The sequence below is a fragment of the Muriicola sp. genome (assembly GCF_049669965.1).
GTDB lineage: Bacteria > Bacteroidota > Bacteroidia > Flavobacteriales > Flavobacteriaceae > Muriicola.
In genome coordinates this window covers 1-2,710 of the sequence record NZ_JBATLB010000057.1, presented here as the reverse complement: position 1 = coordinate 2,710, position 2,710 = coordinate 1, and the positions used below count along the sequence as shown (strand labels likewise).

Sequence of the window (2,710 nt, the reverse complement as noted above, 5' to 3'; positions counted from 1 at the left end):
ATAGTCCACTCTAATTATCACCTGTAAAAGTAATAAATTTAAGCAAACTATCAGCACCCCCTTCATCAAACCGTACGCGAATGGTATTTGCTCTTTATTCAGTCGCAAATAATCTCATACGGCTTACCGATAGAGTTCTTCATTGATTTTATTCACAATAGTGTTTATTTAATCGGTGTTCATGATTACTTCGTAATTCGCAAGGGTTTTCAAACGTGCATACTTTTCCAAGTCTAACAAACCTTTGCCTTTCACAAAGGTATTATACGGCTGCTGGCGTAGCAACTTGTGCGCTTTACGTCCTTTGCTTTTGAGCCATTTAAATAGTTTATAGTCCAGTTGTTTAATGATCACTTTTATGGTCTCCCAAATGTGGGTTACTTTACTAATCGAAAAATAATTTAACCAACCAATGAGTAATGAGTTGAGCTTGTAAATTAAGGGGGCTATCTTCCAGTGTCGGCGCTTTTCTAAAAGCTCCCGAATCTTTGCAAATAGTTTACTCCTCGATTTCATACTCGGTCGAACGTTTGTATAATTGTGTTTGTTCCATGAAAACTTGGAACGAATTATCCTGAACTCAAAACCTAAAAAGAACAGACTCCTCTTATGCACATGCAATAACGAGGTCTTGTCCTTATTGATCTTAAGCCCCATTCTTCTCATTAATGAATCAATATATGCTAATATTTCCCGACTGTAATAGTAGTTCCCCATCAGCACAAAGTCATCTGCATAGCGAACTATACGAATATTCGCCTTGGCAAACTTTCCATTTGGATTGCTTACTATTCTGTCAAAAGCATGTAGGTAAATATTAGATAACAATGGACTGATAACACCTCCCTGAGGAGTTCCTGCTGTACTTGCCCGAAGCTCGCCATTCTTTAATTGTTTTGGGGCGCATAACCATTGTTTAATAATATTCAGAATCCCGCTGTCCTTGATGCGCTCTTTAAGCAAAATAAACAGCCTATCATGCGGAATGGTATCAAAGTATTTTGACAAATCTGCGTCATAAATAAAATAATGACCATCGTAAATGTTCTGTTTTATCTGCTTTACCGCATCCTTGGCTCCTCGCTTAGGCCGAAATCCATACGAAGTATCGATAAAGTCGGCTTCCCAAAGTGGCTCAATTAGCATCTTTACTGCCATTTGTGCTACTCTGTCTCTTATGGTGGGAATGCCCAACATACGAAAATCGCCTTTCTTCTCCTTCGGTATCTCAACCTGTCGCACGGGTTGACACCGGTAAGTGTTGGTTCGTAGTTCTTCTTGCAGTTCTCTGAGAAATTTGGAAACACCGTATTTCTCAATATCTGCAAATGAAATCTTATCAACACCTGTTCCTTTGGAATAATTCTGTTTTACCCTACGGTAAGATTCTTGCAACACATAGTCTAAACTCAGTTTATCGCTTAAACTATAGGCTTTAAAATCTTTGTCTTGCTTGGCTCTAATGTATAGCTTCCTTTGAAATACACGAACTTTCTCATCGGTCGTTATAGACGATGGACTTACTAATAGATTTGCATCAATATAGGTCGTTCTGTTTTTCATATAAGCTTCTCTAAAGTAGAGCCCCTTCCCTATCCAATGGTTTTGTTGTCCATTGGGTCGTGCAGTAATATGGGCTCCTCCGACTTCTCTTATTTCCCTGCCGAATTTCGCTATGCTTATATCGGCCTGTTTAAGATTGCCAATCTTTAAAACAAGAGATCTCCCACGTTCCGTAAAAATCCATCTATAACCACGCCATCCCTATGACTCCGGTAGACCGTTGCACTTCGCATCGCTGTTTATCCATGCAACGTAACAGGGTTCGAAGACCGTCAAAACTCTCCCCATCTACTGATACACTTCTCGAAGCTACTATGGGTTCACACTCGCGCATTACGGCTTGGTCATTTGAGTATACAGAGCTTCAGTGTCACCCTCGCGAGCTTATCTGTCTGCATCTCTTCTAAATGAACAGCAAATTATTTAGGCAGGATTTACACCTGCTGGATTTCCACAGCTTCGTGGCACACCAACGTTTAGTATAAGAATAGTAGCCGACTGCGTGGCACTTTCCTGTCAAGTTACAGAAAAGCTGAAGCGGGCTACAATCCTTGAATTTACTACTGAAACGGCTATTATTTTTATACATTGTTACCGCCTGGCATTTCTTTCAATTCATAATTTGTGCTTCGTCCACCGCTCGCTTCTTTTTGTAAGATATCCTTCTTAATCAAATCTTGAATATCTCTAAGAGCCGTATCTTGAGAGCACTTGTTAATTTTTCCCCATTTCGAGGTTGTTAACTTTCCGTCAAATCCATCAAGTAGTCTGTTTATTATTTTTTGCTGTCTATCATTGAGAATTGTGGTGGAATGTATTTTCCAAAATTCTGCTTTATGAAGTATTTTCGATAAAGTCTCATCTGTGGAGTCAATAGCATTTATTAAACATTGTAAAAACCACAAAATCCATTCTGTAATATCTGAATTTCCTTTTTGTGTTTTCTCAAGTTTTTCATAATACTGTTTTCTTTCAACCCTAATTTGTGCAGACATACTGTAGAACCGCCTAATACTTTTGTCAGAACGCGCCAATGTCATATCTGTAATTGCTCTTGTAATTCGTCCGTTTCCATCATCGAATGGATGAATTGTCACGAACCATAAATGAGCAATAGCCGCTTTCAGAACCATATCTGTTTCATGCT

3 protein-coding genes are annotated in these 2,710 nt (G+C 39.0%); all 3 read right to left on the bottom strand.

Going from position 1 to position 2,710, the window contains the following annotated elements; genetic code table 11:
- Positions 1-168 precede the first annotated feature (168 nt).
- Entirely contained in the window at positions 169-1,563 is a 1,395-nt protein-coding gene (gene ltrA, locus WBM49_RS03480; protein WP_424370675.1) for a group II intron reverse transcriptase/maturase, read from the bottom strand.
- A 184-nt stretch (positions 1,564-1,747) separates the two neighbouring features.
- Positions 1,748-1,897: a hypothetical protein gene (locus WBM49_RS03475; RefSeq protein WP_424370674.1), complete on the bottom strand. Its 150-nt coding sequence runs from the start codon at positions 1,895-1,897 to the stop codon at positions 1,748-1,750.
- A 247-nt stretch (positions 1,898-2,144) separates the two neighbouring features.
- The coding region (locus WBM49_RS03470; protein ID WP_424370673.1) for a Fic family protein at positions 2,145-2,710 on the bottom strand (566 nt) is incomplete at its 5' end.